This is a genomic window from Heyndrickxia sporothermodurans (assembly GCF_003055045.1).
Taxonomy (GTDB): domain Bacteria; phylum Bacillota; class Bacilli; order Bacillales; family Bacillaceae_C; genus Heyndrickxia; species Heyndrickxia sporothermodurans.
Map to the genome: position 1 here is coordinate 240507 of NZ_NAZB01000011.1, position 8726 is coordinate 249232.

Here is an 8726-nt window from a genome sequence, read left to right on the forward strand (position 1 = left end):
TTTGAGAACGAAAAATCAATTAAATGGTAATGGTATTCATGATATTCCAAATATAGGCGCATAATATAAGTATAGATACTCAAGTCGTTATATCACTGATTATTCACAATGTATTCATTGCAAGAATTGTTTTTTTAGACTATTATAAGACATGTGGGAAATTGTGTATGTACTTATAATTTGTTCTTGGAAGTATGAGGAGGGAATAAAGATATGAATTTTGAAAATATCGGCATTCAAGCATTTAAAGCAGATTTAAACAGATTAGATGATGTAATGAAGAAATACGGAATGGTTCGTGCGGAACAATGGGATTACGAACGTGTATCATATGACCGTAAATTTATTATTAAAGAAGGTACATATTATCTTCGTGTCCAAGCTTACGCAGTAGAAGGCGACGTAGATACTTTCGATGCATTGATGCAATTAATGACACCTATATTGGGTAAACATTATTATCCACACGGAGTTGAATACGGTGATGATGAAATTTATCCTACACATTTAGTAAAACAATGTGAGCAAATTCTTACTGACTTGAAAAAAGAAATTGAAGCCTTTGCTGAATAATATACAAAAAAACAGTGCGGAATTCTGCACTGTTTTTTTATTTAGGTCCCTAATATAGCCTTTATGACAGAAGTTGTTTCTCCTCCATGATAAAAAACATATAGAAGTAAATACACAACAACGCCAGTTATCCCTGTAAAGAACCAAATAATACTTGTAATCGGACCTAGCTTGCGGTGAAGTGCTAATCTGTTTTTGTAGCCAGTCCACAAAGAAATAATTCCAAACACGGCCCCAATTGTTGCTAATGTAATATGGAAGATTAAAAAAACTGTATAGTATATCTTTATACTATCCGGACCACCAAATGATGTATTTCCAATAAATATCGTTCTTGATGCATAAATGATAAAAAATACTACCGCAAAGATCGCGGCAAGTGTCATCATTTTTTTATGCTGGTCGATTTTTTTCTTGCGAATTAAATTCCAACCAATTGCGACAAAAATAGCACTGATCACTATGCAAGATGTACTAATAGTTGGTAATATAGGAATCATCATATTTTCTCCTCTCGTTTTTCCTTTTGTATGTATTGTCGATAGAGGCGCATTTATCCTCTATCATATTTCCTTTTTATTCCGTCGGTTGTGGATGTTGTGACATCATTAGATTTTTTGTCATTTCCTCAGCTTCTTGTTGATCCTTTTTAAACCATTTATAGAATATTCTTGCTAGTACAATTCCATAAATGACTTCCTGAACAAGTTTCATAATAATCGCCCCTAGTTGTTGATCCTCAACAACAGGAAGTTTTGAAAATAACTCTGGTCCGCTTAAGTTAAGACCAGCCAATGTATCTGTTGGTACACATAACGCCATCGCTTGAAGCCAAAGAGCTCCATTCGAATACGTTTCATATAACGGTTTTCCAGCAAAAATTAAAATTCCACAAGCCGGGGTAAGTAACATCGCGCTTGAAAATAAATAACCAACCCGTTTCAATCCATTTAATTGCTTTTGGCCAGGTAATGTATTAATTAATGGCCACCACATAAACATAGCAAGTAAAAACAAGGACATAGTGTATGCACTGTGAGCAGTCTCACTCATTTTTATCTTATCAAAGATAAATGGAAGATGATAAAACGAAAAAGCAACATTAAACAGAATCACTGCTAAGACTGGTTTTGTAAAAAAACGAAAAATTGTTTTTACTACCGGAAGCCGTATAAATGCTTCCCAAAGCCAATTTGGTATACTTAGCATGAGCAATGGAGTCATAATCATTAATAAAATAGACATTTGTACCATGTGATAAGTAAACATAATGTGAGCCAAAAGATCGATTGGCGACCCTTTTACTAAATAAAGCAAAAGCATTGAAATAATGAAGTAAATCGCTTGTTTTCGCTTTAACGGCTCACTATTTTTAAAATCTTTTCTCCACTTTGTTGTAATTAAAAAGTATAAAACCGACATAAATAGAATCGTTATGATAAAAAACGGACTCCATAATGCCTGGAAACCAAATATGCTTAAAGGCATTGCCTTCACCTCTTTTTAGATTTTGTACAAGTCTACCATCTATAAGTTGTACAAGTAAATGTTGATTCCTCTCATTCCATTATACTTTTGTAAAAATGAATCTTCAATCTTCCATGATGACAATCTATTGACAGTTTACCTAAAGGAATTATTCCTTCAAAAAAAATCCAGTCTTTCGACTGGATTTTTTCTTACCACCAAATAATAGTGAAAAATGTTAACAATGTTAGAAATCCGACAAAAGCTCCTGAGAAAAGAAAGAGCTGTGGAGCCTCATGTCCTTTATGGCTCATATGCATAAAATAATATAATTGGAATATTACTTGCACAACTGCCATTAAAAGAATGACCGGAATCGTAAACCATTTTGATAAGTCAGCGGCAACCGCACCGAAAGCAATGAGAGTTAATAAAATCATCAAGACAAATGAAACAACTTGATATTTCATTTCCTCCGCGCTTTTACGACGACGATACTCATAGTCTACTCTTGGGTTGCCGGTATTTGTTTGTTCGTTTGTCATATTCTTATCCCACCATTCCCATTAAGTATACGACTGTGAAGATGAATACCCATACAACGTCAATGAAATGCCAATAAAGACTAGCAACATAAAATTTCGGTGCGTTGTACAGATCCAAACCACGACCTGCATTGCGAATCATTAGTGACAAGATCCAACATAATCCAAAAGCAACGTGGGCACCATGGAAACCTACTAAAGTATAGAAGGCTGATCCAAATGCACTGCTTGTAAATGTATGATGGAAGTGACTTACATAATGATTAAATTCATAAATCTCTAAACCTAAGAATGCAGCACCTAATAGTACAGTTACTAATAACCATGCTTGCATTTTTTTAAATGCAAAGTTTTTCATATGATACATTGCATATACACTGGTAATTGAACTTGTCAATAACAGCATTGTAGCAATAAATGATAATGGTAATTCAAATAGGTCTTTTGCATGCGCCATGGATGGATCAGGCACTTTATCTTTTAGAGCAATATATGTTGCAAATAAGGAGGCGAATAACACCGTTTCGCCGCCAAGGAATAACCAGAAACCTAAAAATTTGTTCTTCCCTTCGAGGGTTGCTTTTTCAGGTGCTTCAGGCCATGTTTTTGGAGTAAACTTTTCTTCAACATGCATTACGCCTTAACCCCCTTATCGTTATCATCTTCAATTAATTCTTCTTTATGAATATGAAAACCATGATCATCTTTAAGAGAACGTATTAACATTGATCCAAATGCGATCGCTAATCCAATAATTAACACTGGAATTCCCCAAGTATTTCCTTCATCTCCGTGATACATTGCACCAAATGCTGCAATAAATAATCCTAAAGAAATGAATACTGGCAAAATTGATCCATTTGGCATATGGATGTCACCAAGTGGTTCCGCAGGTGTTAATTCTTTTTTACCTTCCATTTTTTCAATCCACCAAGTATCGATACCACGAACTAATGGAAGTTGCTTAAAATTGTAGAAAGGTGGTGGTGATGGAATTGCCCATTCAAGTGTACGTCCATCTCCCCAAGGGTCGTTCCCCACTCTTTTATTACGTACTGAAGTCACAACGATATTAATTAACATTACGATAACACCGAAGGCCATGAAAGCTGCCCCGATGGAGCTAACTAAGTTCCCAGTTTCTAAACCTTGATTCGGAAGGAACTTCCAAATACGACGAGGCATACCCATTAGTCCTAAGAAATGTTGGATAAAGAATGTTAAATGGAACCCGATTAAGAATGTCCAGAAAGTGATCTTTCCTAATGTTTCATTAAGCATCGTTCCAAACATTTTTGGCCAATAGAATTGTGTACCCGCTAATAGAGCAAATACTACACCACCAACAATTACATAGTGGAAGTGAGCTACTACGAAATAAGTATCATGATATTGATAATCCGCTGGCGCAGCTGCAAGCATTACACCTGTTACCCCACCCATTAAGAATGAAGGAATGAAAGCTGCTGCCCATAACATTGGCGTTGTAAATTTAATATTACCGCCCCACATTGTTAATAGCCAGTTGAATATTTTCATACCTGTTGGAATGGCGATAGTCATTGTTGCAACCGCAAAGATTGCATTTGCAATATTCCCTAGACCAACTGTAAACATATGGTGAGCCCAAACCATGAATCCAAGGAATCCGATCAAGACTGTAGCAAACACCATTGATGAATAACCGAACAATCTTTTTCTTGAGAATACCGCAAAGATTTCTGAGAAAATACCGAATGCAGGTAAAATTAAGATATATACTTCCGGGTGTCCGAAAATCCAGAATAAATGTTCCCAAATAATTGTATTACCGCCGCCGGCAACTTCAAAGAATTGAGCGCCAAACATACGGTCAAATGTTAACATGAACATTCCTACTGTTAGCGGTGGGAATGCAAATAAAATTAATGCAGATGTGACAAAAGTTGTCCAAGTGAACATTGGCATACGCATATATGTCATACCTGGTGCACGCATATTAATAATGGTAACTAAGAAGTTAATACCACCCATTAATGTACCAAAACCGGTAATCTGTAAACCTAATGCGTAGAAATCCACACCATGTCCTGGTGATGCTAATGATAATGATGCATATGAAGTCCAACCTGCATCAGGAGCACCGCCTAAGAACCATGATAAGTTAACGAAAACTCCCCCAAAGAAAAACAACCAAAACCCTAATGAGTTAACAAACGGGAACGCAACATCACGTGCGCCAATTTGTAACGGCATGACTGCATTCATAAATGCGAATACAAGAGGCATTGCCGCCAAGAATATCATGGTCGTACCATGCATTGTGAGAACTTCGTTATAAAGACCAGCACTGACAAAGTTACTATCAGGAAGTGCAAGCTGGATACGAATGATCATTGCTTCAATACCACCGATTAAAAAGAACAATCCCCCTGCAATTAAATAAAGAATTGCGATCTTTTTATGGTCTACTGTTGTTAAATAGTCCCAAACGACAGCACCAAAGCCTTTTTTCTGAGCTTTACTACTCACAGTTAAACCTCCCTTTATGCCTTAATAACCAATTATTGTTGTACTTTTAATCCCATTAAATATTCCGCTAATGCATCTAAATCTTGATCAGACAAGTTTTTAAATGCAGGCATTTTATTTCCTGGTTTATAAGCTTGTGGATCTTTAATCCATTTTTTTATATTTTCTTTATTATGATCCAAGATACCTGCTACACGTTCACGTTCACCAAAATCAGTTAAGTTTGGTGCTCTACGTGCCGTTTCAGGTGTAGAATTGTCCGGTGAAACTGCATGACAGCCAATACAAGAGTTTGGCATTTTGCTTTTGAAAATATCTTCACCTTGTTTAGCTAGATCAGATGTTGGCTGTACGCCTTCTTTTCCAACACTTTTCATATTCTTAACCCATTGCGCAAAGTCATCTTGTGACATCGGTTTAACTTTAAAATCCATTAAAGCATGTGACGGTCCGCAAAGTTCAGCACATTTTCCGTAAAATACGTCTCCGGCTTCTTTTGCTTTTTGACTATCAAATTTCAACCAGAATTTATTGACATTATCCACATTCGTATCGATTTTCCCACCAACTGCAGGAATCCAGAATGAATGCTTAACATCAGATGATTTTAAAGAGAAATATACTTTTTGATCAGTTGGAACAACTAAATCTTGACTTGTAACAATTCCTAAGCCAGGATATTCGAATTCCCACCAGTATAGATTCGAACGAACATTGACAACCAACTCTTTTGGCTTACCATCTTTGTCCTTTTTCTCCATTGCAGCCGTATCACCTAGATTAAAGGTAGCTGCAACTACTGGTATTGCAAGAACAAGTAATAGAATAATCGGAATAACTGTCCAAATAATTTCAAGAACATGATTTCCTTCCACTTGTTTTGGTATCATGTTTTCTTTTGCTTTTGTCCGACGGAAGCGAATAATCGCAACAACGAAAATAACTACTACTACAGCAATTACAATAACCATAATGCCAGTACTCAATAACATTAGATCATATTGCTTTTGCGCGACTTCACCTGCTGGTTTTAGTGCTGATAAGAATGGTTCACCACCACAGCCGGAAAGAGCTAGCGCCAAAACAGCAAATACTGAGACAAGACGCCATTTTTTCAGCCATTGTTTCATAGCTTAATCAAACCCCACTTTCATTTTATGTCTTTCGTTACAAGGACTGTAATATATATGGATTTCTTTTAAAAGAAAGAATTCCCGAAGTTAAATAAGGGTAACGATTACCATTGCAACAAACAAAATCGTTAAGTAATTTAATGAATACACAAACATCATTCTAGCCCATTTTATATCATCCTTCATTTTAAAACCATATAACCCTATAGCTAACCATCCTATATTAAATAGAGTAGCAATAATAAAGAATGCTATGCCTAATGGTAGAAGGAAAAATGGCAGTGGCAGTAAACAGGCAACCCATATTACGATATGAATTTTAGTCACTTCAAACCCTTTTACTACCGGTAACATCGGTATATTTGCAGCTCGGTATTCCTCACAACGCTTCATTGCTAAAGCATAAAAATGAGGCGGCTGCCAAATAAACATCATCAAAAAGAGTACCCATGCAATCGTATCTAAATTTGGATCTACAGCTGCCCATCCGATTAAAGGCGGAACTGCACCCGATATACTTCCAACAATCGTATTACTTACATATAAACGTTTAGACCACATAGAATATAAAACAACATAACTGAAAATACCAATAATACCTATTATCCCTGCAGTGATTGACGTCATAAATAAAAGAATTGTTCCAAGTATAATAAAAGAAAATCCGATCGTTAATACTTTTGCACCACTCATTTTGCCGGTTACCGTTGGTCTTGATTTTGTCCTACTCATAATAGGATCAATATCACGGTCAATGAAATTATTAATACTGCATGAACCTGCGATAATTAAAGCTGATCCAAGTAAAGTAAGAATGACAATATGTATTGACTCTAAGAAGTGTTGATTAGTAAATACTAATGCCAGCCACAGACCAGTAAAAGTAGTTATTAGATTTGAATTAACAATCCCTATTTTAATTAAAGATAAAAAATCCTTAATTGCCGTAGTTTCCGGAATGTTTGCCTTTTCAATCTCGATCACTCGACTATTTGACATTCGCTCCCCCCCTCGTTTGTAATAAACAACATATATAATATTACTATAAAACAAATTTTACCGTTTTTCTATAACCCAGCGAATTTTCGTTAATTGTTCACTTTTGACCTTATTATGTACCTTGTTTTTTTTATATATGTCATTTATCTAGTTTCAGTTTACCACAATCTCCGAAAAATAGACTTTTAATATGGGTGGGAGATTATTTTTCTGCATCAATTCCATATTAAAACATATCTTGAATGTTTTTTTGTGAATATTTTTCAAAGGTTTTATGTCTATTTTGTGTCACGAAATGCAGATATTGAAGAGACATCCCCATTTTCTATAAAATTTTTAAAAAGAAAATTTGGTAAATTTGTTACATGATTAAATTGGTGAAAGAATTGTAACATTTTATCGGTTGTCTTTTTGCAGGCTTTTAGGTACTATCATTAAGTGTATTAGATTAATTCATATCGGTTCGACATCATACTTTATTATGATCTTTTGGTCATATGAAATATTAGGTTAGTAGGTGAATAAATTGCGTCGAGGATTAAAATGGTTAGCAATTTTAACGACGCTAGGAATGCTTTTCGTCTTGATCGGTGGAGCATTAGTTACAAAAACCGATTCCGGTATGGGATGCGGGAGATCTTGGCCACTTTGTCATGGTCAGCTCTTGCCAAGCCACATAACGATGAAGACTTTAATTGAATTAGCCCATCGCTTTGTATCAGGTGGTGTCGGAATTCTGTTACTAATTTTATCGGTTTGGTCATGGAAGGCTATCGGCCACAAGCGCGAAACAAAATTTCTAGTGATTTTATCTTTATTCTTTTTAATATTACAAGCACTTATTGGGGCAGCCGCAGTTGTTTGGGGACAATCCAGTTTTGTGTTAGCACTACATTTTGGCATATCTCTTATCTCATTTGCTTCAGTGTTCTTATTAACATTATTAATATTTGAAGTGGATCAAAAATTTGATGCCTCGAAAGTAGTTTTTGATAAGCGAATGAAATTTCATATTATTGGAGTTACGATTTATAGTTATATTGTTGTTTATACTGGGGCCCTTGTCCGTCATACAGTTTCAAGCTTAGCGTGCAGAGATTGGCCATTTTGTTTAAACGATGCGATTTCACTTCCAACAAACATGTACCAATGGGTCCAAATGGGACACCGTCTTGCAGCAGGTATTATCTTTCTTTGGATCGCATATATAACATACTTAAGCTTTAAAAATTACAGAAATCAGCCGGTTATCTATAAAGGTTGGATCATTGCATTTATTCTTGTCTGCTTACAGGTCATTGCAGGAGCTCTTATAATCATAACAAGATTAAACATATATATTGCACTTGCACATGCATTGTTTATTTCTTGCCTTTTTGGTTTACTAAGCTATTACCTATTATTGATCGGTAGAAGTAATAAAAATATGGAACTGCTAGAAAAAGAACAATATAAAAAATAAAACACGTACAAGCAACTTGTACGTGTTTTATTTTTT

At 35.4% G+C, this 8726-nt stretch carries 9 protein-coding genes; 2 read left to right on the plus strand and 7 right to left on the minus strand.

Annotation, left to right across the window (positions count from 1 at the left end; all coding sequences use genetic code 11):
* Nucleotides 1–213: 213 nt before the first annotated feature.
* Nucleotides 214–573: a YugN family protein gene (locus tag B5V89_RS05040; RefSeq protein WP_066232072.1), complete on the plus strand. Its 360-nt coding sequence runs from the start codon at nt 214–216 to the stop codon at nt 571–573.
* Nucleotides 574–614: 41 nt separating this feature from the next.
* On the opposite strand, the gene B5V89_RS05045 is transcribed toward B5V89_RS05040, so the two are convergent.
* From B5V89_RS05045 to cyoE, 7 genes are all read right to left on the minus strand, one after another.
* Complete coding sequence (locus tag B5V89_RS05045) at nt 615–1076, minus strand: DUF420 domain-containing protein (protein ID WP_108070725.1); 462 nt, start codon at nt 1074–1076, stop codon at nt 615–617.
* A gap of 73 nt (nt 1077–1149) precedes the next feature.
* A complete protein-coding gene (gene ctaG / locus B5V89_RS05050) occupies nt 1150–2061 on the minus strand; it encodes a cytochrome c oxidase assembly factor CtaG (RefSeq protein ID WP_066232080.1) in 912 nt (303 codons plus the stop codon).
* Between the two features lie 191 nt (nt 2062–2252).
* Nucleotides 2253–2585, minus strand: coding sequence for a cytochrome c oxidase subunit IVB (ctaF, locus tag B5V89_RS05055; RefSeq protein ID WP_066232083.1), 333 nt, complete (start codon nt 2583–2585; stop codon nt 2253–2255).
* Nucleotides 2586–2589: 4 nt separating this feature from the next.
* A complete protein-coding gene (locus tag B5V89_RS05060) occupies nt 2590–3219 on the minus strand; it encodes a cytochrome (ubi)quinol oxidase subunit III (protein ID WP_066232086.1) in 630 nt (209 codons plus the stop codon).
* A complete protein-coding gene (gene ctaD / locus B5V89_RS05065; protein ID WP_108070727.1) occupies nt 3219–5096 on the minus strand; it encodes a cytochrome c oxidase subunit I in 1878 nt (625 codons plus the stop codon). The genes B5V89_RS05060 and ctaD overlap by 1 nt, the downstream gene beginning before the upstream one ends.
* A 32-nt stretch (nt 5097–5128) precedes the next feature.
* On the minus strand, nt 5129–6226 hold the full coding sequence (coxB, locus tag B5V89_RS05070; protein WP_066232093.1) for a cytochrome c oxidase subunit II: 1098 nt from the start codon (nt 6224–6226) through the stop codon (nt 5129–5131).
* A gap of 90 nt (nt 6227–6316) precedes the next feature.
* On the minus strand, nt 6317–7228 hold the full coding sequence (gene cyoE, locus B5V89_RS05075; protein ID WP_066232096.1) for a heme o synthase: 912 nt from the start codon (nt 7226–7228) through the stop codon (nt 6317–6319).
* Between the two features lie 526 nt (nt 7229–7754).
* Here cyoE and B5V89_RS05080 point away from each other — a divergent pair.
* Entirely contained in the window at nt 7755–8690 is a 936-nt protein-coding gene (locus B5V89_RS05080; RefSeq protein ID WP_066232099.1) for a COX15/CtaA family protein, read from the plus strand.
* The last annotated feature ends 36 nt before the right edge of the window (nt 8691–8726 follow it).